This is a genomic window from Paracoccus sp. J39 (assembly GCF_000518925.1).
Lineage (GTDB): Bacteria > Pseudomonadota > Alphaproteobacteria > Rhodobacterales > Rhodobacteraceae > Paracoccus.
Genome location: NZ_JAEN01000002.1, coordinates 272,551 through 294,055 on the forward strand (window position 1 = coordinate 272,551; position 21,505 = coordinate 294,055).

18 protein-coding genes, 1 other RNA gene and 1 pseudogene are annotated in these 21,505 nt (G+C 68.1%); 13 read left to right on the plus strand and 7 right to left on the minus strand.

Annotated features, from left to right (window positions below; all coding sequences use genetic code 11):
- Window positions 1-86 precede the first annotated feature (86 nt).
- Complete coding sequence (tpiA, locus tag L632_RS0103290) at window positions 87-821, minus strand: triose-phosphate isomerase (protein ID WP_028712628.1); 735 nt, start codon at window positions 819-821, stop codon at window positions 87-89.
- A gap of 101 nt (window positions 822-922) precedes the next feature.
- Window positions 923-1,294 (minus strand): iron-sulfur cluster assembly accessory protein, encoded by a 372-nt coding sequence (locus L632_RS0103295; RefSeq protein ID WP_028712629.1) that lies wholly within the window; start codon window positions 1,292-1,294, stop codon window positions 923-925.
- A 195-nt stretch (window positions 1,295-1,489) separates the two neighbouring features.
- On the opposite strand from L632_RS0103295, the gene rpsD reads away from it, so the two are divergent.
- Together rpsD and L632_RS0103305 are read left to right on the plus strand one after the other, a co-directional pair.
- Entirely contained in the window at window positions 1,490-2,110 is a 621-nt protein-coding gene (rpsD, locus tag L632_RS0103300) for a 30S ribosomal protein S4 (RefSeq protein WP_011750529.1), read from the plus strand.
- Window positions 2,111-2,313: 203 nt separating this feature from the next.
- Window positions 2,314-2,919, plus strand: a complete 606-nt coding sequence (locus L632_RS0103305) for a hypothetical protein (protein ID WP_028712630.1) — start codon at window positions 2,314-2,316, stop codon at window positions 2,917-2,919.
- A gap of 125 nt (window positions 2,920-3,044) precedes the next feature.
- Here L632_RS0103305 and acnA read toward each other — a convergent pair whose 3' ends face one another.
- Window positions 3,045-5,804: an aconitate hydratase AcnA gene (gene acnA, locus L632_RS0103310; RefSeq protein ID WP_028712631.1), complete on the minus strand. Its 2,760-nt coding sequence runs from the start codon at window positions 5,802-5,804 to the stop codon at window positions 3,045-3,047.
- 257 nt (window positions 5,805-6,061) lie between these two features.
- Here acnA and L632_RS0103315 point away from each other — a divergent pair, with 257 nt between their 5' ends.
- From L632_RS0103315 to L632_RS0103335, 5 genes are all read left to right on the plus strand, one after another.
- Window positions 6,062-7,144 (plus strand): thioredoxin family protein, encoded by a 1,083-nt coding sequence (locus L632_RS0103315; RefSeq protein WP_028712632.1) that lies wholly within the window; start codon window positions 6,062-6,064, stop codon window positions 7,142-7,144.
- A gap of 67 nt (window positions 7,145-7,211) precedes the next feature.
- A complete protein-coding gene (locus L632_RS0103320) occupies window positions 7,212-7,817 on the plus strand; it encodes an inner membrane-spanning protein YciB (RefSeq protein WP_028712633.1) in 606 nt (201 codons plus the stop codon).
- Between the two features lie 70 nt (window positions 7,818-7,887).
- Window positions 7,888-9,084, plus strand: coding sequence for an O-succinylhomoserine sulfhydrylase (metZ, locus tag L632_RS0103325; protein WP_051416194.1), 1,197 nt, complete (start codon window positions 7,888-7,890; stop codon window positions 9,082-9,084).
- Between the two features lie 25 nt (window positions 9,085-9,109).
- Entirely contained in the window at window positions 9,110-10,153 is a 1,044-nt protein-coding gene (gene folE2 / locus L632_RS0103330; RefSeq protein WP_371255956.1) for a GTP cyclohydrolase FolE2, read from the plus strand.
- Between the two features lie 59 nt (window positions 10,154-10,212).
- The gene (locus L632_RS0103335; protein ID WP_028712636.1) at window positions 10,213-12,624 is read left to right on the plus strand and encodes an ATP-dependent helicase; all 2,412 of its coding nucleotides are present in this window, start codon (window positions 10,213-10,215) and stop codon (window positions 12,622-12,624) included.
- Here the strand turns inward: L632_RS0103335 and L632_RS0103340 are convergent.
- Window positions 12,621-13,460, minus strand: a complete 840-nt coding sequence (locus L632_RS0103340) for an NAD(P)H-binding protein (RefSeq protein WP_028712637.1) — start codon at window positions 13,458-13,460, stop codon at window positions 12,621-12,623. The genes L632_RS0103335 and L632_RS0103340 overlap by 4 nt on opposite strands.
- A 74-nt stretch (window positions 13,461-13,534) precedes the next feature.
- Here L632_RS0103340 and L632_RS0103345 point away from each other — a divergent pair, with 74 nt between their 5' ends.
- Window positions 13,535-13,891 (plus strand): helix-turn-helix domain-containing protein, encoded by a 357-nt coding sequence (locus L632_RS0103345; protein ID WP_028712638.1) that lies wholly within the window; start codon window positions 13,535-13,537, stop codon window positions 13,889-13,891.
- Window positions 13,892-14,047: 156 nt separating this feature from the next.
- Window positions 14,048-14,415: RNase P RNA component class A (rnpB, locus tag L632_RS23430), an RNA gene on the plus strand.
- 219 nt (window positions 14,416-14,634) lie between these two features.
- Here the strand turns inward: rnpB and L632_RS25150 are convergent.
- A pseudogene (locus tag L632_RS25150) lies at window positions 14,635-14,850 on the minus strand (amidase); the annotation flags it as partial.
- Between the two features lie 204 nt (window positions 14,851-15,054).
- Here L632_RS25150 and L632_RS22025 point away from each other — a divergent pair.
- Both L632_RS22025 and L632_RS0103360 read left to right on the plus strand, forming a co-directional pair.
- Window positions 15,055-15,336: a hypothetical protein gene (locus L632_RS22025; protein WP_198019328.1), complete on the plus strand. Its 282-nt coding sequence runs from the start codon at window positions 15,055-15,057 to the stop codon at window positions 15,334-15,336.
- Complete coding sequence (locus L632_RS0103360; protein WP_028712640.1) at window positions 15,336-16,142, plus strand: Ku protein; 807 nt, start codon at window positions 15,336-15,338, stop codon at window positions 16,140-16,142. Before L632_RS22025 ends, L632_RS0103360 begins: the two co-directional genes overlap by 1 nt.
- Here L632_RS0103360 and ligD read toward each other — a convergent pair.
- Complete coding sequence (ligD, locus tag L632_RS0103365; protein WP_028712641.1) at window positions 16,139-18,676, minus strand: DNA ligase D; 2,538 nt, start codon at window positions 18,674-18,676, stop codon at window positions 16,139-16,141. The two genes, L632_RS0103360 and ligD, sit on opposite strands and share 4 nt — an antisense overlap.
- A 203-nt stretch (window positions 18,677-18,879) precedes the next feature.
- Window positions 18,880-19,488, minus strand: coding sequence for a UdgX family uracil-DNA binding protein (locus tag L632_RS0103370; RefSeq protein ID WP_028712642.1), 609 nt, complete (start codon window positions 19,486-19,488; stop codon window positions 18,880-18,882).
- Between the two features lie 201 nt (window positions 19,489-19,689).
- Between L632_RS0103370 and L632_RS23420 the strand changes: the two genes are divergently transcribed.
- Both L632_RS23420 and L632_RS0103380 read left to right on the plus strand, forming a co-directional pair.
- Window positions 19,690-20,253 (plus strand): hypothetical protein, encoded by a 564-nt coding sequence (locus tag L632_RS23420; RefSeq protein ID WP_051476367.1) that lies wholly within the window; start codon window positions 19,690-19,692, stop codon window positions 20,251-20,253.
- Between the two features lie 64 nt (window positions 20,254-20,317).
- Window positions 20,318-21,490 carry a zinc-dependent alcohol dehydrogenase gene (locus tag L632_RS0103380; RefSeq protein WP_028716359.1) on the plus strand — a complete coding sequence of 391 codons (1,173 nt, stop codon included), beginning with the start codon at window positions 20,318-20,320 and terminating at the stop codon, window positions 21,488-21,490.
- Window positions 21,491-21,505: the final 15 nt, after the last annotated feature.

Here is a 21,505-nt window from a genome sequence, read left to right on the forward strand (position 1 = left end):
GCTTGGCAAGGGGCAGGCGTTCGCCAAAACGGCAATGCCATCCCAAACCGGGCCGGCCGGATGGAATGGCGTTCTTTTCGTGGGCGTTACGCTGCGGAAAGCGCGGCGATGATCGGGCCGAAATCGGCCGCCTTGAGGCTGGCGCCGCCGACCAGCGCGCCGTTCACATGCGGGATGGCGAAGATTTCGGCCGCATTGCCGGGCTTGACCGAGCCGCCATAGAGCAGGGCGAAGTCGGCCCCGTCGGCGAAACGCGCCGAGAGGCGCTCGCGCATCAGGGCATGCACCTCGGCGATCTGCTCGGAGGTGGGCGTGCGGCCGGTGCCGATGGCCCAGACCGGCTCATAGGCGATCACCGTGTTCGCGGCCGTGGCGCCATCCGGGACCGAGCCGGCCAGCTGTGCCGCGATCACGTCCAGCGTCTGGCCCGCATCGCGCTGCGCCTCGGTCTCGCCGACGCAGATCACCGCGACCAGCCCCGCCTCATGCGCGGCGACGGATTTGGCGGCGACCTGGGCGTCGGTTTCGGCATGATCGGTGCGGCGCTCGGAATGGCCGAGGATGACGTGGCTGGCGCCGGCGTCCCTGAGCTGCGCGGCAGCGATGTCGCCGGTATGGGCGCCCGAGGCTTTCGCATGGCAGTCCTGGCCGCCGGTGGCGATGCCCTTGGCTGCCATGGCATGGATCAGCGTGGCGGGCGGGCAGACCAGCAGGTCGCAGCCGGGCGCCGGGTGTTCGGCCAGCAGCCGGTCGATCTCGGCCAGCGAGGCCAGGGTTCCGTTCATCTTCCAGTTGCCGGCGGCGAGTTTGCGCGGGGCCATCAGCCTCTCCCTCTCTCTTGGTCTGACAGGGGATTAGGCCGGGGCTTTCCCGCGATCAAGACGGGCAGGGCGATGTGGGCGCTAACGCGCCGGAAAAACCCTCAGGTCTTGGCGCGCGACCCTTCGAGCGCCGCGAAGCTGACCGATTCGCCGCAGCCGCAGCTGTCGGTGACGTTCGGGTTGCGGAACCTGAAGCCGGATTCCAGCAGGCCGGTTTCATAGTCGATCTCGGTCCCGAACAGGAACATCTGCGCGGTGGGGGCGATCAGCACCCGCGCTTCGCCCTGTTCGACCACCTCGTCGCCGGGCGCGGCGGTCTCGGCCAGCTCCATGGTGTATTCCATGCCGGCGCAGCCGCCCTTCTTCAGGCCGATGCGCAGGCCGCTGGCGGATTTCTGGGCCATCAGCCGGGCGATCTGCCGCTCGGCCGCCTGGGTGATGGTCACGGGGGATTTGCCGGGGATCGAAAACATCTCGGGCCTTTTCTGTTCGCTGTCTCTCATTTAGGAGCAACGGGGCCGCCGCTCAAGGGGTGCTTGACACCGGGCGCGGGGCGGCTATAAGCGCCGCTTCATTGGTGTTGGTGGACCCCGCAAGGGGAATCCTGTCGGGCATTTCGCCAAAGGACAACGCCCTTCGAGAACATAACATAAAGAAGGAGATCAGCGATGACCAAACGCACCGCTGCCAAGTACAAGATCGACCGCCGCATGGGCGAGAACATCTGGGGCCGCGCCAAGTCGCCGCTCAACCGCCGCGAATACGGCCCCGGTCAGCACGGCCAGCGCCGCAAGGGCAAGCTGTCGGATTTCGGCACCCAGCTGCGCGCCAAGCAGAAGCTGAAGGGCTATTACGGCGACCTGACCGAGAAGCAGTTCCGCCGCATCTATGCGGAAGCCGAGCGCGTCAAGGGCGACACCGGCGAGAACCTGATCGGCCTGCTGGAGCGCCGCCTGGACGCGGTGATCTATCGCGCCAAGTTCGTGCCGACCATCTTCGCCGCCCGCCAGTTCGTGAACCACGGCCATGTCGAGGTGAACGGCAAGCGCGTGAACATCGCCTCCTATCGCGTGAAAGAGGGCGACGTCGTCTCGATCCGCGAGCGGTCGCGCCAGCTGGCCATCGTGCTGGAATCGGTCGGCCTGGCCGAGCGCGACGTGCCGGACTACCTGGAAGTGGACCACAACAAGATGACCGCGACCTTCGTGCGCACCCCGGCCTTGGGCGACGTGCCCTATGCCGTGCAGATGGAGCCGAACCTGGTCGTCGAATTCTACGCGAAGAACTGATCCTTTCGGGTCAGACGGGTTGCAGGGTCGTCCCTTCGGGGGCGGCCTTTTCCTTTGCGGCGCGGCCGCAGGGGTATTTGGAAAACAGAGAAGGCGGGGCCGTGCCCCCAAGGCCACAACCGGGGCCGGTAACGATCCTGTGGATTGCAGCGCCTGCCTGCGGTCTGGAATGAGAGCTCTACGGGCAAATCTCGGAGGATGCGATGCGGCTTGTGGCGGTTTTGATGGTGGTGCTGGCGCTGCCCGTTGCGGCGCAGGAGAAGCCCGCCAGGGACGAGCGGCTCTGGACCTGCGAGACCTCCATCGCCGGCGAAAAGACCGAGATCAACTATGTCCGCGATGCCGAATTCCGCGAGAATGTCGGGCGGCTCGAGAAGAACTTTTCGGGTTGGGGACGGATCTCGTGCCCCGGCTATGTCACCCTGCGCGAGATCCTGCGGCGCAACGCCATGGGTGATGACGGCAGCTATTGCCTGCTCTGGGACAAGCAGAACGACACCTATATCGGCGCGCAGAAAGGCCCGCGCAAGGGCAACGCCCTGTGCCGCAAGACCTTCTGCGAGCGGGTGAATTCGGCGCGGCAGGCGACCTTCCGCAATGCCAACGCGCTGGCGGTGGCGGGCTACGACGCGGTGACGCAGCGGCCCGGCGCCGCGATCCTGGCGGCGGGCTCGGGCCAGATGGTCGGCACGCTGGAGGCAGCGGGGGCGGCGGCCATGGGCATGGCGGCCTCTCCGGTGGCGGTCGGCTCGCTGGTCATCGGCTCGGCCGCCGTGGGCGGAACCATGTGGTATTGCGCCGAGGAATAGTGCCGCGCAGCCATGCTCGCTGCCCCGTGGCGCTTCACCGTTTTCCAAATACTCCCGCAGCGGCCCCACAAGCGAAAAGGCCGCCCCCGAAGGGACGGCCCGCGACACTTGCCCCGTGATGCGGATCAGGCCTTGGCCAGGTTGCGCAGCACGTAATGCAGCACGCCGCCGTTTTCGAGATATTCGATCTCGACCTCGGTATCGACCCGGGCCTTGAGCTGGATCACCTTCTCGCTGCCATCGGCATAGCGGATGGTGCAGGCGACCTGCGACAGCGGCTTGAACTCGCCCGCCAGCCCGTCGATCGAGATCACCTCGTCGCCCTTGAGCCCGAGGGTCTTGCGGTTCTCGCCGCCCGTGAACTCGAAGGGGATCACACCCATGCCGACCAGGTTCGAGCGGTGGATGCGCTCGAAGCTCTCGGCGATGACCGCCTTGACGCCCAGCAGGTTGGTGCCCTTGGCCGCCCAGTCGCGCGACGAGCCGGCGCCGTATTCGACGCCGCCGAAGATGACCAGCGGCGTGCCCTGCGCCTGATAGGCCATCGAGGCGTCGAAGATCGAGGTCTGCTGCCCGTCCGGGCCCAGGGTATAGCCGCCCTCGACCCCGTCCAGCATCTCGTTGCGGATGCGGATATTGGCGAAGGTGCCGCGCATCATCACTTCGTGGTTGCCGCGGCGCGAGCCGTAGCTGTTGAAGTCCTTGGGCGCGACCTGCCGCTCGGTCAGGTATTTGCCGGCCGGGGTGGTCGGCTTGAACGAGCCGGCGGGCGAGATGTGGTCGGTGGTGATCATGTCGCCCAGGATCGCCAGGATGCGGGCGCCCTGGATATCGTCGATCTGGCCCGGCTCCTTGGACATGCCGCGGAAATAGGGCGGGTTCTGGATATAGGTCGAGGTCGGCGGCCAGTCATAGGTCTCGCTGTCGGTGACCTCGACCGCCTGCCAGCGCTCGTCGCCCTTGAACACGTCGGCATATTTCTTCTGGAACGCCTCGCGGGTGACGGTGGCCTCGACCAGTTCCGCGACTTCCTGCGCGGTCGGCCAGATGTCCTTCAGGTAGACGTCCTTGCCCTCGGGCGTCTGGCCGATCGGGTCCTTGGTCAGGTTGATGTTCACGTCGCCGGCAATGGCATAGGCCACGACCAGCGGCGGCGAGGCCAGGTAGTTGGCACGCACGTCGGGCGAGATGCGGCCCTCGAAGTTGCGGTTGCCCGACAGCACGGCGGTCGCGACCAGGTCGTTGTCATGGATTGCCTTCGAGATCGCGGCATCGCCCAAGGGCCCCGAATTGCCGATGCAGGTGGTGCAGCCATAGCCGACCAGGTTGAAGCCGAGCGCGTCCAGATCCTCCTGCAGACCCGCTGCCTCCAGGTATTCGCCCACCACCTGCGAGCCGGGCGCGAGCGAGGTCTTGACCCAGGGCTTGCGGGTCAGGCCGAGCGCGCGCGCCTTGCGCGCCACCAGGCCGGCGCCGATCATCACATAGGGGTTCGAGGTGTTGGTGCAGGAGGTGATCGCCGCGATCACCACCGAACCGTCGCGGATGGTGTAGTCCTTGCCCTCGACCGCCACGGTCTTGCGCACGTCGGTGCCCGAGGCTGCGACCACGCCGCCGCCTTCCTCGACCATCTCTTCGGCCGCGGCCGACATGTCCACGCCGCGGTATTCGGCCACGGTCTTGTAGAAGGCCCGGGCGGCGAGGTTCAGCGGCGTGTAGTCCTGCGGGCGCTTCGGACCCGAGATCGCCGGGACGATGTCGCTCATGTCCAGATGCAGCGTGTCGGTATAGATCGGCTCGTAATCCGCGCCGCGCCAGAAGCCGTTCTGCTTGGCATAGGCCTCGACCAGGGCGATGCGCTCCTCGTCGCGGCCGGTGTTGCGCAGGTAGCGCAGCGTCTCGTTGTCGATGGGGAAGAAGCCGCAGGTGGCGCCGTATTCGGGGGCCATGTTGGCGATGGTGGCGCGGTCCGCCAGCGGCAGGTGGTCCAGCCCCTCGCCGTAGAATTCGACGAACTTGCCGACCACGCCCTTCTTGCGCAGCATCTGCACGACCTTCAGCACTAGGTCGGTCGCCGTGGTGCCCTCCATCATCCTGCCGGTCAGCTTGAAGCCCACGACCTCGGGGATCAGCATCGACACCGGCTGGCCCAGCATCGCCGCCTCGGCCTCGATGCCGCCGACGCCCCAGCCCAGCACGGCCAGGCCGTTGACCATGGTGGTGTGGCTGTCGGTGCCGACCAGCGTGTCGGGATAGGCGACGGTCTCGCCCGCCTGGTCGGTATCGGTCCAGACGGTCTGGGCCAGGTATTCCAGGTTCACCTGATGGCAGATGCCGGTGCCGGGCGGCACCACGCGGAAGTTGTTGAACGCGTTCTGGCCCCATTTCAGGAAGGTGTAGCGTTCCAGGTTCCGTTCATATTCCAGCTCGACATTGCGCTGGAAGGCGCGGGGATTGCCGAAATCGTCGATCATCACCGAATGGTCGATGACCAGGTCCACCGGGTTCAGCGGATTGATCTTTTGCGCGTCGCCGCCAAGCGCCTTGATGCCGTCGCGCATCGCCGCCAGGTCCACCACCGCCGGGACACCGGTAAAGTCCTGCATCAGCACTCGGGCCGGGCGATAGGCGATCTCGCGCGGGTTCTGACCGCCTTGCCGCGCCCACTCGGCGAAGGCCCTGATGTCCTCCACGCTGACCGTGCGGCCGCCGTCCTCGAAGCGCAGCAGGTTCTCCAGCACCACCTTCAGCGAGGCCGGCAGCTTCGAGAAATCGCCCAGGCCGGCCTGGGTCGCGGCGTCGATCGAGTAATAGGCATAGCTCTGAGAGCCCACCTGAAGCTGGCGGCGCGTCTTTGCGGTGTCTGTTCCGGTTTCGATGGGCATGACTCGGCTCCCTATCCTTGCAAAAAGGTGGCTGAATGGCGGTTCCGCCTGTCATTTGCCCCTTTTCGGCATGGGGATCAAGGGGGCGGGACAAGGTTTGTATGCAATTGTATGCCAAAATTTCGCTGCACTTGCAAGATGTGGGTTTTGCATCACGGTCACACGGCGGGAACGGCGCGCTAACAAAGCATTGATTTGTCGTTCCTGTGCCGGGCGGTTTACCTGATGCGGATCGGAAGGCCGGGAAAACGGACAAAATGGCGGCAGCGCGCATCGAGATGACGGACCGGGGGCAGGACAGACGGGCGATATCCTGGCCGGGCCTGGCCTGCGCGGCCTGGATGCTGCTGGCCGGACTGGCGGCGCCGGCATGGGCGCAGGACGCCCCGGCCGGTCCGGCGCCGGCGCCTGCGGCCTCCTCCATGCCCGGCCCGGACCGGGACTTCCTGTCCGACGAGGTCTCGGACTGGCCCTTGCCGCCGGCCTTTGCGGAGGAGGAAGAGGATGACGGCGTCATCGGCCTGATCGAGGCGCCCAAGGACGCGCCCGGCGTCCCGGCCGAGATGATGCCGCCCGCCATGCATCCCGAGACGCTGTCGGCGCCCGGCATCGTCTCTTTCGCCGAGGCGCAGCCGCGCAGCCGCATGATGGGGCCGGTGGGCCATCCGCCGGTGGTGGTCGAGCTCTTCACCTCGCAGGGCTGCTCCTCATGCCCGCCGGCGGACGAGATGCTGGCGGATCTGGCCGACCGCGAGGACGTGCTGGCGCTGTCATGGCATGTCGATTACTGGGATTATCTCGGCTGGGCCGATGATTTCGCCCGGCCGGAATTCACCCGCCGCCAGCAGGCCTATGCCCATCAGACCGGCGAGCGGGCGATCTATACCCCGCAACTGATCGTCGGCGGCACCGATACGCTGATCGCGCTGCGTCCGGCCGAGCTGATGGGCCTGCTGCAGACCCAGATGGCGCGCCCGGCGCCGGTCATGGTCTCCTCCAGCCCGGGCAAGGAGGGCTACCGCATCGAGCTGACGCCGCGCGGCCCCATCGCCGACCGGGTGGCGATCATCCTGGTGCGCTATGCGCCGCATCGCAAGGTCGCGATCAAGGCCGGAGAGAATCGCGGCATCGCGCTGGACTACCGCAACGTGGTGCTGGCCGCCGAACGCATCGCCGAATGGGACGGCCGCACGCCTCTGCGCATGACCGTCAGGCGCGACAGCCAGAACAGCGCCGACTTTCCCGACGATACCCGCCACGCCATCCTGGCGCAGGAGCTGGGGCAGGGCGATCCGCGCTCGGCCAGCGGTCCGATCCTGGCGGCGATCCGGCTGGACTGACGCGCCGCTTGCGCCGCGGCCGCCCTCGGGGCAAAACCCCGCCACCCGAGCATAAGAGGAATCCGCCTTGACCGAAGCCCGCAAGATCAATCCCTGGCTCAAGGCCGCGCTGGAATTCGGCCCGCTGATCCTGTTCTTCCTCGTCTTCTCGCGCTTCCGCGACCATGCGGTCACGCTGGCGGGCCGGGACTATTCCGGCTTCATCCTGGCGACGCTGGTCTTCATCCCGGTGCTGGTGCTCAGCACCCTGGCGCTGTGGCGGCTGACGGGCAGGCTGTCGCCCATGCAGATCGCCACGCTGGTGCTGGTCGTGGTCTTCGGCGGGTTGTCGGTCTGGCTGAACGATCCCCGCTTCTTCAAGATGAAGCCGACGATCATCTACCTGATCTTCGCCGCCCTGCTGGGCATCAGCCTGGCCCGGCGCCGCAACTGGCTGGAGCTGGTCATGTCCGAGGCCCTGCCGATGAATGCCGAGGGCTGGCGCATCCTGACCCTGCGCATGGTGGCGCTGTTTTTGGGCCTTGCCGCCGCGAACGAGGCGGTCTGGCGCCTGATGTCGGAAACCGCCTGGGTGAACTTCAAGACCTTCGGCCTGCCGGCGATCATGGTGGTGTTCTTCGTCGCCAATTCCCGCCTGTTCGAGCGCCACGCCCAGCCCCGCGACGGCGAATAGCGCCTGCTGCACCCTTGCACGGCTGGCCCGGCGGGAGTAACCGGACCTCCTGACCATCAGGAGCGAGCCCATGTCCCAGGAGTCGAAGGCCCAGGAGTCGAACCAGCCTCTGCATCCGCGCACGCGCGCCGTCCATCACGGCATCCGGCGCAGCCAGTATGGCGAGATGGCCGAGGCGCTGTTCATGACCCAGGGCTTCTCCTATGACAGCGCCGAGCAGGCCGAGGCCCGCTTCATCCAGACCGGCCCGGACGAGTTCATCTATGCCCGCTACGGCAACCCGACCTCGCGCATGTTCGAGGACCGCATCGCCGATCTGGAGGGGACCGAGGACGCCTTCGCCACCGCCAGCGGCATGGCGGCGGTCAACGGCGCGCTGATGTGCTTCGTCAAGCCGGGCGATCACATCGTCTCGTCGCGGGCGCTGTTCGGCTCCTGCCTCTATGTGCTCGACGTGCTGGCCCGCTTCGGGGTCGAGGTCTCCTATGTGGACGGCACCGATCTGGAGCAATGGCGCGCCGCGATCCGGCCCGGCACGAAGGCGGTATTCTTCGAGTCGGTGTCGAATCCGACGCTGGAGGTGGTGGATATCGCCGGCGTGGCGGACCTGGCCCATGCGGTCGGGGCGCTGGTGGTGGTGGACAATGTCTTCGCCACCCCGGTCTTTTCCCGCGCCGTCGAACAGGGCGCCGACGTGGTGGTCTATTCCGCGACCAAGCATATCGATGGCTCGGGCCGCTGCCTGGGCGGGGTGATCTGCGGCACGCGCCAGTTCGTGCGCGAGGTGGCCGAGCCCTATCTGAAGCATACCGGCGGCGCGATCAGCCCCTTCAACGCCTGGATGATGCTGAACGGGCTGGCGACGATGGAGCTGCGGGTGCGCGCCCAGACCGACAGCGCGCTGCGCATCGCGACCGAGCTGAAGGCCGAGCCGAAGCTTGCCCGGGTGATCTATCCCGGCCTGGCCGATCACCCGCAGCACGACCTGGTGCAGCGCCAGATGGGGGCGGGCGGCACCATGGTCGCCATCGACCTGGGCAGCAAGGAGGCGGCCTTCGCGGCGATGAACCGCATGCGCATCTTCCAGATCTCGAACAACCTGGGCGATGCGAAATCCATCGTCACCCATCCCGCCACCACCACGCACCAGCGCCTGTCCGAAGAGGTGCGGCTGGGCCTTGGCATCACGCCCGGCCTGCTGCGCCTGTCCATCGGGCTGGAGGATGCCGGAGACCTGATCGCGGACATCCGCCAGTCGCTGGCCTGATACAGGGGGCACCCGAACTTGCCGGGTGCCTCTTTCCTTTCTGGTCCCGAGTCCCCAGATTGTTGCCGACCGCCAAGCGAGGACGACCATGACCGAGGCCCGCCCCGTTGCCACCGACCGCGCCTATCCGGCGCTGAACCGCGAATATCCGGCCGATTTCCGGGTCGACGACAGCTACAAGGCCAGCCTGCCGGACCTGCAGAACGGTCCGGCCAGCCTGATCGTCGGCGCCCGCGCGCCGATCCAGCATGTCGGCATCTCGAATTTCCGCCTGCCCATCCGCTACCAGACCCCGCCCGATTCGGCGGATCACGGCGGCGAGATCACGCTGGAGACCTCGGTCACCGGCACCGTCAGCCTGGAGGCCGACCGCAAGGGCATCAACATGAGCCGCATCATGCGCTCGTTCTACGCCCATGCGGAAAAGCAGTTCTCGATGGGCGTGCTCGAGGCGGCGCTCGAGGATTACAAATCCGACCTGGACAGTTTCGACGCCCGCATCCAGATGCGGCTCAGCTATCCGATGCGGGTCGAATCGCTGCGTTCGGGCCTGTCGGGCTGGCAATATTACGACATCGCGCTGGAACTGGTCGAAAAGGCCGGACAACGGCTGCGGATCATGCATTTCGACTATGTCTATTCCTCGACCTGCCCCTGCTCGCTGGAACTCAGCGAACATGCCCGGCAGATGCGCGGCCAGCTGGCCACGCCGCATTCGCAGCGCAGCATCGCCCGGATCTCGGTGGTGATGCAGGGCGACACGCTCTGGTTCGAGGACATGGTGGCGCTGTGCCGCCGCGCCGTCGCCACCGAAACCCAGGTCATGGTCAAGCGCGAGGACGAACAGGCCTTTGCCGAGCTGAACGCCGCCAATCCGATCTTCGTCGAGGATGCGGTGCGCGCCTTTGCCGCCGAACTGATGGCCGAGCCGCGCATCGGCGATTTCCGCGTCGTCGCCAGCCACCAGGAATCGCTGCATTCGCATGACGCGGTCTCGGTGCTGACCCAGGGCGAGACCTTCGCCCATGCCAGCCTGGACCCCGCGATCTTCGCCGGTTTGCGGGCCTGATGTGAACAAGGCGTGAACACGGGCTTTCCCGACGCGCCGGCAGTGGCTATGGTGCGGGCATGAGCAATTTCGACGACTCGGATGCCTTCGAGGCCGCAGCCGCGCCGGTGCCGCAGAAAGGGCCGCTGTCCCAGCGTGCCATGGGCGCACGGCCGACGCCCTATCTGGATGGGTTGAACCCGGCGCAACGCGCGGCCGTCGAGGCGCTGGACGGCCCGGTCCTGCTGCTGGCCGGTGCCGGCACCGGCAAGACCCGGGCGCTGACCACGCGCATCGCGCATCTGCTGAACCTGGGCCTCGCCCGGCCCGGACAGATCCTGGCCGTGACCTTCACCAACAAGGCCGCGCGCGAGATGAAGGACCGCATCGGCCGGCTCCTGGGCGAGATGGTCGAGGGCATGCCCTGGCTCGGCACCTTCCACTCGATTAGCGTCAAGATCCTGCGCCGCCATGCCGAACTGATCGGCGACGGCGAGCTGCACCTGAAGCCCAGCTTCACCATCCTCGACACCGACGACCAGATCCGGCTGCTGAAGCAACTGATCCAGGCCGAGAACATAGACGAAAAGCGCTGGCCGGCGCGGCAGCTCGCGCATCTGATCGACGGCTGGAAGAACCGCTGCCTGTCCCCGGCAAAGCTGCCCAAAGGCGAGGAACGCGCCTTCGACGGCCGCGGTGGGCGGCTTTACGCCGCCTATCAGCGCCGGTTGCTGGAACTGAACGCGGTCGATTTCGGCGACCTGCTGATGCATTGCGTCAACCTGTTCCAGGCGCATCCCGACGTGCTGCGGGCCTGGCAGGACCGTTTCCGCTATATCCTCGTGGACGAATACCAGGACACCAACGTCGCGCAATACATGTGGCTGCGGCTGCTGGCCCAGGCGCATCGCAACATCTGCTGCGTCGGCGACGACGACCAGTCGATCTATGGCTGGCGCGGCGCCGAGGTCGGCAATATCCTGCGCTTCGAAAGCGATTTCCCCGGCGCGCAGGTGATCCGGCTGGAACAGAACTATCGCTCGACCCCGCATATCCTCGCCGCCGCCTCGGGGCTGATCGCGGCCAACAAGGGCCGGCTGGGCAAGACGCTGTGGACCGAGGCCGAGGAGGGCGAGCGCGTCCGCCTGATCGGCCATTGGGACAGCGAGGCCGAGGCGCGCTGGATCGGCGAGGAGATCGAGGCCTTCCACGGCGGCCATCGTCACAGCATCGGCCAGCGCAGCCTGAACGACATCGCCATCCTCGTGCGCGCCAGCCACCAGATGCGGGCCTTCGAGGACCGCTTCATGACCATCGGATTGCCTTACCGGGTGATCGGCGGTCCGCGCTTCTACGAGCGGGCCGAGATCCGCGATGCCATGGCCTATTTCCGGCTGGCGGTCAGCCCCACCGACGACCTGGCCTTCGAGCGCATCGTGAACGTGCCCAAGCGCGGCTTGGGCGACAAGGCGGTGCAGAAGATCCAGATCGAGGCGCGGGAACGCGGCCTGTCGCTTCTGGAAGGCGCGGCCTCGGCCGTCGCCACCGGCGCGCTTGGCGGCAAGGGGGCAGGGGCGCTGCGGCAGTTCACCGAGGCCATGGGCCGCTGGCATGCCGATGCGCTGGACGCCTCGGTGAACCATGTCGAGCTGGCCGAGCGCATCCTGGACGAATCCGGCTATACCGCCATGTGGCAGAACGACAAGTCGCCCGATGCGCCGGGGCGGCTGGACAACCTGAAGGAACTGGTCAAGGCGCTTGAGGAATTCGAGAACCTCCAGGGTTTCCTCGAACATGTCGCGCTGGTCATGGACAATGACAAGGGCGAGCAGGCCGAGCAGGTCTCGATCATGACGCTGCACGCCGCCAAGGGGCTGGAATATCCCATCGTCTTCCTGCCGGGATGGGAGGACGGGCTGTTCCCCAGCCAGCGCAGCATGGACGAGTCGGGCATGAAGGGGCTCGAGGAAGAGCGTCGCCTGGCCTATGTCGGCATCACCCGCGGCGAGGAACTGGTGACGATCAGCTTCGCCGGCAACCGCCGGATGTATGGGCAATGGCAGTCGTCGCTGCCCTCGCGCTTCATCGACGAACTGCCCGAGGATCATGTCGAGGTGCTGACGCCGCCCGGCCTTTATGGCGGCGGCTATGGTGCGGCGGCCCAGCCCTTTGCGCAATCGGTGATGCACGAACGCGCGGCGCGGGCGGATGTCTACAATTCGCCGGGCTGGAAGCGGATGCAGGAACGCTCCGCCCAGCGGGCGCAGCCCGTGCACCGCACGCCGGTGGTGATCGATGCCGAGCCGGCGGCGCGGTTTGCGGTCGGCGACCGGGTGTTCCACCAGAAATTCGGCAACGGCACGGTCATGGGCATTGCCGAGGACACGCTGACCGTCGAATTCCCGACCGGCTTCAAGACCATCAAGGCGGGCTATGTGCAGCCCGCCTCGGGCGGCTCGTCGGGCGCGTCCACCGACGACGTGCCGTTCTAGAGCGCGGCCCGCACCACATCCGCCAAGGGCGTGGTCGGCCGTCCGATCAGCGCCGACAGCTGCCGGCCATCGTCGAACAGCGCGCCCTGGCTTGCGCCCACGTCCCAGCCGGCGATTGTCGCCGCCAGCCCCTCCGGCAGCCCGGCCCCGACCAGCGCCGCGGCATGATCCGCCTCGGAGAGGTTGCGATAGGGGATGTCCTTGCCGCTCTGGCGCGAGACCTCGGCGGCAAGATCGGTCAGCGTCCAGGCGCTGTCGCCGGCCAGTTCATAGGTCTTGCCGGCATGGCTGCCATCCGCGGCCACGATCGCTGCGGCATCGGCATAATCCGCCCGCGCCGCGCCCGAGATCCGGCCCGCGCCCGCCGCCCCGATCAGCGCGCCGTGCTGCAAGGCGGCCGGAACCGCGCCGGTATAATTCTCAGCATACCAGCCATTGCGCAGGATCACATGCGGAATGCCGGATTCGGCCAGCGCCGCCTCGGTCGCCACATGCTCGCCCGCCAGCGACAGGGGCGAGCGGTCGGCATGCAGCAGACTGGTATAGATGATCTGCCCGACGCCGGCGGCCTTGGCCGCCGCGATCACGGCGCGGTGCTGCGCTTCGCGCTTGCCGACCTCGCTCGAGGAAATCAGTACCAGCCGCGCGACGCCCGCCAGCGCCGGCGCCAGCGTCTCGGGCCGGTCATAGTCGAAGGCGCGGGTCTCGACGCCCAGCTCGGCCTTTTCCGGCGAGCGCGCCAGGGCGACGATCTCGCCCGCGGGCAGCAGGGTCTTCAGCTTCTCGATGGTCAGGCGGCCCAGCTGGCCGGTGGCTCCGGTGACGGCAATGGTCATGGGGTTTCTCCTTCTTGCGCCGGGCAAGATAGGTGCCTAACTTACGATCCGTAAGTACGAACGGAAATGTTAGTATGCAAAATGTCCAGCGCGGAAACCTGTTGGCGGCGGAATGCCCGTCGCGCGACGTGCTGCGGCGCCTGACCGGGCGCTGGGGCATGCTGGTGCTGTGGGCGCTGAGCGGCGGCCCGCAACGCTTCGGCGGCTTGCGCAAGCGTATCGGCGGCGTCAGCGAGCGGATGCTGGCGCAGACCCTGCAGGGGCTGGAAACCGACGGCATGGTGTTGCGCCGCGACTTCGGCACCGTGCCGCCGCATGTGGAATACGAGCTGACGCCCTTGGGCCAGCAGGCGGCGGCCCGCGTCGGCGCGCTGCTCGACTGGATCGAGGACAGCCTGCCCAGCATCGCCCGAAACTGGCCCGAGTCCTGACCGGATCGCCGGCGGCCGACATCGCAAGATGGGTATTTGCAGAACGAAGAAGCAGGGCGCGGCGCCCATGGCTTCTCTGTTTTCCAAATACCCCTGCACCCGTGCCGCCACCCCGGCGCTTGACCCTTCGCGCGCCAGGGCCTATCTCAACCTCGCGCGGATGGCCGGATGACCGCGGCGGCAACGTCGAGGAAAGTCCGGACTCCATGAAGGCACGGTGCCGGGTAACGCCCGGCGGGGGCAACCCCAGGGAAAGCGCCACAGAGAAGAGACCGCCCATGCGTGCATGGGCAAGGGTGAAACGGTGGGGTAAGAGCCCACCGCGGGGCTGGCAACAGTCCCGGCACGGCAAGCCCCACCGGGAGCAATGCCGAATAGGGACCGCGCGTCGCAAGACAGGGCCGCCTTCGCCCCAGCAGGTCCGGGTTGGCAGCTAGATCCCGTCAGCAATGGCGGGGCCAGAGGAATGGTCATCGAAGGGGGCGACCCCGGAACAAAATCCGGCTTACAGGCCATCCGCGCAATTTCCTTCCTGAAATGTTATCCGCAAGGCAAGGCGCAGCCAGAACCCGGCCCTGTCCGGCGAGCAGGTCTGTCGCCCGGCCCTTGGGCAGGGCCCTCGATCTCGTCCCGGACCACGACCGAGGGCGGGGAAGCCAAGATGCGGGGCTCACGCCTCGGCCAGCCTCGTCGCGATGGCGGCCGACGATCTGCATGCAGATGGGCAATCCGCCCGCCATGCCGCAGGGCAGGCTGATCGCCGGATGCCCGGTCAGGTTGAAGGGCAGGGTCCGCACCGGTGTCCAGGCCGCGCCATCGGCAAAACCGGCAAAGGCCGGCGCGGTCTGCAACGTCGTCGCGGTGACCAGCGTGTCGCTGCCGGCCAACGCCTCGTCCATCTGCTGGCCAAGGCGCAGCGCCAGCGCGCGCGCCGTTGTCGGGTCGGCCTCGTCCAGCACCGCCCCGGTGATCAGGTTGCGCCGGACGTCGCGACCGTAATCGCCGCCGCGCGTCCGCAGCCGGCAGCTCGACCAGCTCGACCCTCACGCCCGGCAGCGAAAGCTGTGAGACCGCGCCGCCGTCGGGCCGGCCCTCGGCGGGAACATTGCGGCCTGTCCGGGGTTGAGCCGGCATCACGATTCCAGATGCAGGAGGAAAGCCTCATGGCCCATGCAAGCCGCAAGAAATTCGGGGCAGGGCAGCAGGATCAGGGCAAGGGCGACGCCTCGGGCGGCATGACCCCGGACACGGCCGAGGGCCTGCCCGAGAACGAGGTCCTGTCCAACCGCGACACCGCGCGGCATTCCCAGCAGCGCGGGCTGGACAGCCGGCATGTGCAGAACCAGCAGCACCACGACCATGTCGGCAATCGCGAGGGCGCGGAGGAGGACGACGACCTGCCCGACCGGCGCCCGGATGACGGGCCGATACGCGACGAACCCTGATGGCGCCGCGTTCGTTCTGGAAAGGCTATCTGAAGCTGTCGCTGGTCACCTGTCCGGTCTCGATGATGCCGGCCACCGGCGAGGGCGAGAAGGTTCGCTTCCACACCCTGAATGCGAAAACCGGCAATCGCGTCCTCAGCCGCTATGTCGATGCCGAAACCGGCAAGCCCGTGGCCGAGGAGGACGAGGTCAAGGGCTATCCCCGGGGCGAGGACGAGCATGTGCTGCTGGAGGATGACGAGATCGAGGCGGTGGCGCTGGAAAGCACCCGGACCATCGACATCGACATGTTCGTGCCCTCGGATTCCATCGGCTGGATCTGGTATGACAAGCCGCATTACCTGATCCCCGACGATCCCATCGGCGAAGAGGCCTATTGCGTGATCCGCGACGCCATGGGCTCGACCGGGACGGTGGGCATCTCGCGGCTGGTGCTTTATCGCCGCGAACGCGCGGTGATGCTGGAGCCGCGCGACAAGGGCATCGTGCTCTGGACCCTGCGCTATGGCGACGAGGTGCGGCCCGAGGCCGATTATTTCGACCAGATCGGCGAGGGGAAGGTCGATGCCGGGCTGCTGAAGCTGGTCACCCGGCTGATCGACGAGCGCAGCGCGCCCTGGGACCCGGCCATGGTCGCCGACCCGGTGCAGGACAAGCTTCTGGAGATCATCGCCGCCAAGACCAAGGGGCGCAAGCGGGCGGCGAAACCGAAGGCCGAGAAGCCCGCCGCGCCGGGCAATGTCATCAACATCATGGATGCGCTGAAGAAAAGCATCGCCTCGGAAAGCAAGGGCCGGCGGCGCTAGCCGGCCTTCCTGCGCCGGGTGCGCGGCGCTTCCAGCGGTGCGGCGGCGGCGCGGAAGCCCTCCCACGGATCCGAGGCGAGCGTTGCCAGCCGCGTCGGCATGTTCTGCAGGGTGAACCAGGCCGGGCCGATGCCGGCGTCAAGCTCGTCCCAGCGCAGCGGCGCCGAGACGGCGGCGCCGGGCCGGGCGCGGGTGGAATAGGCGGCGACGGCGGTGGCGCCGCGCTGGTTGCGCAGATAGTCGATCAGGATCTTGCCGCGCCGCTTGGCCTTGCTGATGGTCGAGACGTAGCGGTCCGGATCGTCGGCGGCCATGGCATCGGCCAGCGCCTTGGTGAAGGTCTTGATTGCCGGCCATTCCGCCCCCGGCCGCAGGGGCGCGACGACATGCAGCCCCTTGCCGCCCGAGGTCTTGACGAAAGCGGCGAGGCCGTGGTCCTCCAGCCGCTGGCGCAGTTCGCGCGCGGCCGCGACCACGGCGGGCCATTCCACCGCCTCGCCCGGATCGAGGTCCATGGTGATCATGTCGGGGCGCTCCCAATCGGCGATGGTCGCGCCCCAGGGGTGGATCTCCAGCGCCGCGGATTGCACCAGCCCCATCAGCCCGTCCAGGTCCTCGATCGCGATCAGCGGCTCGCCAGCGGGGTCCTTGGGATCCTGCACCTGGACGATATGCGGGCTGAGTCCCTTCCAGGCGTGTTTCTGGAAGAATTTCTCGCCCGCGATGCCGTTCGGGCAGCGCAGCAGCGCCAGCGGCCGGCCGGTGATCCAGGGCGCGATATGGCGCCAGATCTCGGCGTAATAGTCGGCGAGCCCTTCTTTCGTGACGCCTTCCTCGGGCCAGTAAAGCCGGTCCGGGTGGGTCAGCCGCACCCGGCGGCGCTGCGGGGCAGGGGGCTTCGCGGCGGGCCTGGCGGTCTCGCGCACGATCTCGGTCGCGGGCTTGTCCTCGCGCAGGCCGCGGAACGAGGCGTGGCGCAGGTGGCCGTCGGCGGTCCAGGCGCGGAACTCGACCTCGGCCACCAGCTCGGGGCGGACATAGCGGGCCTGCCGCGCCTCCTCCGCCGTCAGGCGGGCGGCGAAGGGGCTTTTTGGGATGCGCATCCGGTCCAGCCGGCGGAACAGATCCTCGGCCACGGCGCCGGAAAACCCGGTGCCGACCCGGCCGACATGCTGCAATTCGCCATTCTCGTAAACGCCGAGGATCAGCGAGCCGATGGCCCTGCGCGATACCGAGGAGGGCACGTAGCCTGCCACGACGAATTCCTGCCGGGCCGAGCATTTCGACTTGACCCAGGACCGGCCGCGCCCGGAGCGATAGGGGCTGTCGCGCAGCTTCGACACGATCCCCTCCAGGCTCAGCCGGCAGGCATGGCGCAGGACCAGCGCGCCGCTTTCCTCGAAATGGCTGCTCAGGCGCAGGATGCCGGCGGCCTCGCCCAGAAGCCGCGCCAGCAGCGCCTTGCGCTCGACCAGGGGCACGGCGCGCAGGTCGTAGCCGTCCAGATGCAGCAGGTCGAAGGCGTAGAACACGAAGCGATCGGCGCGGCCGGCGCTCAGATCGGCCTGAAGCGCCGAGAAATCCGAGGCGCCGGCATCGGTCTCGACCACCAGCTCGCCGTCGAGGATGGCGGCGCCGGCGGGCAGGTCGCGCAGCGCCGCCGGCACGGCCTTGCCGAAGCGCGCGGTCCAGTCCAGCCCGCTGCGGGTCAGAAGCTTGACCCGCCCGGCCTCGATGCGGGCCAGCAGGCGGTAGCCGTCGAACTTGATCTCGTGCAGCCAGCGTTCGCCCTGCGGCGCGGCCGAGACCAGCGTGGCCAGCATCGGCTCGATAAAGCCCGGCATCGGCGCCTTGCGCGCACCCTTGACCGCCGCGGGCTCGGGCGGCTGAGGGTCGGGGTCTGCAGCGGGCTTTTTCGCCCGGCCGGCCGATTTGCGGATGCGGCCGGTCTTCGAGGACCAGCCCGGCGCCTCGCCCGCGACATCCGCGATCACCCGGCCGGTCTTGACCGATTCCGGTCGCTGGTCGAGGATGTCCGGCGCGTCCTCGCCGCGCGCGAAATCGTCCTCGCCCTTGATGAGCAGCCAGTTCTCGCGCTTCTCGCGCGGCTTGCCGCGCATGCGGACCAGATGCCAGCGCCCGCCCAGCTTTTCGCCCTGCAGCGTGAATTCCAGATGGCCCTTGGCATAGCCCTGATGCGGATCGCCCTCGGGCGTCCAGGTGCCGCGATCCCACAGGATGACGGTGCCGCCGCCATATTCGCCCTTGGGGATGGTGCCTTCGAAATCGCCGTATTCCAGCGGATGGTCCTCGACATGCACCGCCAGGCGCTTTTCGCCGGACACCAGGCTGGGGCCCTTGGCGACGGCCCAGCTTTTCAGCACGCCGTCCAGCTCCAGCCGGAAGTCGTAATGCAGCCGGGTCGCGGCATGTTTCTGGATGACGAAGGCGTTGCCAGCCTTGCGCCGCCGCCCGCCGCGCGGCTCGGGCGTCGCCGAGAAATCCCGCTTCTTGCGATAGGTCTCCAGCGCCATGGCCTAGCCGCCGACGCTTTCGGGCGCGGGTCCTGCGCGCCGGCGATCCGCAGGGGCCGGTCGGTCGGCATGGCCGGCAACGGGCGATGTCATCCTGGCTCTCCCTTTCCAGTCCCGGGCGCTTGGCGGGAACCGCGACATTCCTTCCAACCGTCCCCGCGGGCCGTTTGTTCCCCGGGCAAGGGGCAGGGAGGGGCCGCCGCTCATCCCGCCAGCCGCCAGGCGCGGCGCAGATCGGCAAGGAACAGTTGCCTTTCCCTTTCGCGCGCCGCGGAATCGCGGATGCGCAGCAGCCAGGAGGGATGGATCGTCGCGATCATCGGGATTCCGTCCTCGATGCGGCCGGTCTTGCCGCGCAGCGACGAGATCGACACCGGACGGCCCAGCAGGCTGCGAAGCGCCGTCGCCCCCATGGCCACCAGAACGGCGGGGGCGACCAGCTTCAGCTCCTGCCCCAGCCACCATTTGCAGCGGTCGATCTCGCCGGCATTCGGGCTGCGGTGCAGGCGCCGCTTGCCGCGCGGCTCGAACTTGAAATGCTTGACGGCATTGGTCACGAAGATCTGGTCGCGCGGGATGCCCGCCTCGGCCAGGGTCTGGTCGAAGAGGCGGCCCGCCGGGCCGACGAAGGGGCGGCCGGCCAGATCCTCCTTATCGCCCGGCTGCTCGCCCACGACCATCATGCGCGCCTGCCGGTGGCCCTCGCCCGGCACGACCTGCGTCGCGTCGCGATAAAGCGGGCAGCGCGTGCAGTTCGCCTCGGCCTCGGCCAGCGCGCCGAGGGTCGCGGCCTCGACTTCCGCCTCGGACATCGGGTCTCCTCCTTGCCGCCCGGCATCGGGCCGCTTTGGCCGCCCCGGGCTCTGGCTGCTCAACGGATGCCGGGGCGGGATGTTCCCGCCGCCCGGGCCCTGCGGCTCTCGCGGGAACAAACCGGCGGCCCGGCGGTTCCCATCGCCGTCCCGAAGCCGGCGGCCCATTGCCGTGAAGGAGCAGCCGCGAAGGAGGAAAGGATGCCCGGACAGGACAGGAATGCGCGCCACAGGGATCTTGCCGTGCTGGCCTGCGCGGCGGCGTTGTCGCTGGGTGCGGGGATGCTGCTGTGGAGGCGGGCGACGGGCGGGCACCGCTCGGACGACGCGCCGGGCCGCGCGGCGCGGCGGCTGGATTTCGGCGGCTATCAGGTGGTCGGGCGGACCGTCACGATTGCCGCGCCCCGCAGCGCCGTCCATGCGCCATGGCGCGATCCCGCGCAGCTGAACCGGATTTTCGCCGGCGGGCTGAAGGTCCGGCCGCTGTCGGAGGACCGGATGGCGTGGATCCTCGCCACCCCCTCGGGCGAGATCGAGGTCGAGACGCGGCTGGTCGAGGAACGCGCGGGCGAAATCCTGGCCTGGCGGTCCGTGGACGGCTCCGGGATCGACGTCGAGGCCAAGCTCCAGCTTCGCGACGCCCCGGCCGGCCGGGGCACCGAGTCGAGGCGCATATCGCCTGGCGGCCGCCTTGGGGCCTGCCCGGGCACTGGGCGGCGCGGCTGGGCGGCACCGATCCCGGACGACTTTGCCGGCAGGCGCTGAAACGCCTGAAGATGCTGCTGGAAACCGGCGAAATCGCCACGGCGGACAATCGGAGGGATTCGTGATGCGCGCCTTGACCTGGCAGGGAAAACACGACGTGCGGGTGGATACCGTCCCCGATCCCCGGATCGTCAATCCGCGCGACGCGATCATCGAGGTGACCGCGACGGCGATTTGCGGCTCGGATCTGCATCTCTATGACGGGGTGATCCCGGGCCTGCGGCCGGGCGACGTGCTCGGCCATGAATTCATGGGCCGGGTGGTCGAGACCGGGCCCGGCTCGACGCTGAAGCCGGGCCAGCGGGTGGTGGTGCCCTTCACCATCTCTTGCGGCAGCTGCTTCTTCTGCGCGCAGGGCCAGTTCTCGGCCTGCGACAATTCCAACCCGGTCGAGGCGCAGGAGGCGTCGGAATTGCTCTATGGCCATGCGATGAGCGGGCTTTTCGGCTATTCGCACCTGACCGGCGGCTATCCGGGCGGGCAGGCGGAATATGTGCGGGTGCCGTTTTCCGATGTCGGTCCCATCGTGGTGCCGGACGGGGTCCCGGACGAGCAGGTGCTGTTCCTGTCCGATATCCTGCCGACCGGCTGGATGGCGGCCGAGAACGCGCAGATCCAGCCGGGCGACAGCGTGGCGGTTTGGGGCTGCGGCCCGGTGGGCCTGTTCACCGTCCAGTCGGCGCTGCTGATGGGGGCAGAGCAGGTCATCGCGATCGACCATCATCCCAACCGGCTGCGGCTGGCGCGTGATCTGGGCGCCAGGGTGATCGACTATCGCCACAGCCATGTGCTGGAGGCGCTGCTGGAGATGACCGGCGGCATCGGCCCGGATGCGGTGATCGACGCCGTCGGCATGGAGAGCCACGGCTTTGCGCCGGACAACCTGCTGGACACCGCCAAGCAGAAGGTGGGCATCGGCGTGGACCGGGCGCATGTGCTGCGCATGGCGCTGCTCGCGGTGCGCAAGGGCGGCCGGGTGTCGGTGCCGGGCGTCTATGGGGGCATTGCCGACAAGTTCCCGCTGGGGGCGCTGATGGAGAAGGGCCTGCAGATCCGCGCCGGCCAGACGCATGTGCAGAAATACGGGCAGGATCTGCTGCAACGCATCCTCGAAGGGCAGATCGACACCACCTTCCTGATCTCGCATCGCCTGTCGCTGGAGGACGCCGCCACGGGCTACAGGAACTTCCGCGACAATCAGGACGAATGGACCAAGGTGGTGCTGAACCCCCGCTGAGGCCGGCGCGGGCGG

Coding starts and splice junctions, on each gene's coding strand:
- L632_RS0103295 (WP_028712629.1), bottom strand. CDS start 1,294: ATGTTTTCGATCCCCGGCAAATCCCCCGTGACCATCACCCAGGCGGCC.
- acnA (WP_028712631.1), bottom strand. CDS start 5,804: ATGCCCATCGAAACCGGAACAGACACCGCAAAGACGCGCCGCCAGCTT.
- L632_RS0103305 (WP_028712630.1), top strand. CDS start 2,314: ATGCGGCTTGTGGCGGTTTTGATGGTGGTGCTGGCGCTGCCCGTTGCG.
- L632_RS0103370 (WP_028712642.1), bottom strand. CDS start 19,488: ATGTCCGAGGCGGAAGTCGAGGCCGCGACCCTCGGCGCGCTGGCCGAG.
- L632_RS0103315 (WP_028712632.1), top strand. CDS start 6,062: ATGGCGGCAGCGCGCATCGAGATGACGGACCGGGGGCAGGACAGACGG.
- rpsD (WP_011750529.1), top strand. CDS start 1,490: ATGACCAAACGCACCGCTGCCAAGTACAAGATCGACCGCCGCATGGGC.
- L632_RS0103360 (WP_028712640.1), top strand. CDS start 15,336: ATGGCGCCGCGTTCGTTCTGGAAAGGCTATCTGAAGCTGTCGCTGGTC.
- L632_RS22025 (WP_198019328.1), top strand. CDS start 15,055: ATGGCCCATGCAAGCCGCAAGAAATTCGGGGCAGGGCAGCAGGATCAG.
- metZ (WP_051416194.1), top strand. CDS start 7,888: ATGTCCCAGGAGTCGAAGGCCCAGGAGTCGAACCAGCCTCTGCATCCG.
- ligD (WP_028712641.1), bottom strand. CDS start 18,676: ATGGCGCTGGAGACCTATCGCAAGAAGCGGGATTTCTCGGCGACGCCC.
- tpiA (WP_028712628.1), bottom strand. CDS start 821: ATGGCCCCGCGCAAACTCGCCGCCGGCAACTGGAAGATGAACGGAACC.
- L632_RS0103340 (WP_028712637.1), bottom strand. CDS start 13,460: ATGACCATTGCCGTCACCGGAGCCACCGGCCAGCTGGGCCGCCTGACC.
- L632_RS23420 (WP_051476367.1), top strand. CDS start 19,690: ATGCCCGGACAGGACAGGAATGCGCGCCACAGGGATCTTGCCGTGCTG.
- L632_RS0103380 (WP_028716359.1), top strand. CDS start 20,318: ATGCGCGCCTTGACCTGGCAGGGAAAACACGACGTGCGGGTGGATACC.
- L632_RS0103335 (WP_028712636.1), top strand. CDS start 10,213: ATGAGCAATTTCGACGACTCGGATGCCTTCGAGGCCGCAGCCGCGCCG.
- L632_RS0103345 (WP_028712638.1), top strand. CDS start 13,535: ATGCAAAATGTCCAGCGCGGAAACCTGTTGGCGGCGGAATGCCCGTCG.